At 38.8% G+C, this 657-nt stretch carries 1 protein-coding gene; it reads left to right on the forward strand.

Features of this window, described 5'->3' with window-relative positions; translation table 11 throughout:
* The first annotated feature begins 99 nt into the window (after nucleotides 1-99).
* Entirely contained in the window at nucleotides 100-465 is a 366-nt protein-coding gene (locus HC175_RS16095; protein ID WP_168024599.1) for a hypothetical protein, read from the forward strand.
* The last annotated feature ends 192 nt before the right edge of the window (nucleotides 466-657 follow it).

Below are 657 nucleotides of genomic sequence, written 5' to 3' on the forward strand. Positions count from 1 at the left end.
CTTCTCTTAATATTCTCATAGCCAGCAAACATGAAATGGAAACAAGAAAAAAATTGCCGTATCTTAAATTTAAATTCAGCACCCTTAAAACGTTTTGCTATGAAGGAAGAATTGAAATCTGAAGGAAAATATGAACTTTTTACAACCCCGGATGGTAAAGAAGTAGTGAATTTTGATAACGAAGGATATTACTTCTTTTCTGAGGAAAACGACGGGGTATTCCTTTCATCATTAGATCCCGATCCCAATGAGTTAAATTCTGGCGCCACAGGAAAATATTTATATGTGGGAGCCAAAAGTGAAGATAATCCCAGGGGAGCTCTTTACCTCGAAGACGGAACTGAATACCGCAAGCTGGAATTTCCGGAAGGTTGGCCAACAAAAAAAGAGGAACCGGCAAAGAAGGTCATAAGATCGAATGATCGCCTGAAAAAAGAAGAAATCCTGAAAAAGATGGAATCCTGAACTTATTTGGGGAAAGGGTTCAGAAAACTGAAGTTATAAAAAACTTTACAGGAGGTCCCCTAATGACAAAAAAGCCCTTCCCAAAAAGGGAAAAGCTTCTCATTGGTTTACTTCTAAACCCAAGGCAAACCGAAGTTTGCCACAAACAACACAACTAATCTTCCTTGCAGCAGACCCTTCAAGGATTTTCCT

Source organism: Salinimicrobium oceani (genome assembly GCF_012037645.1).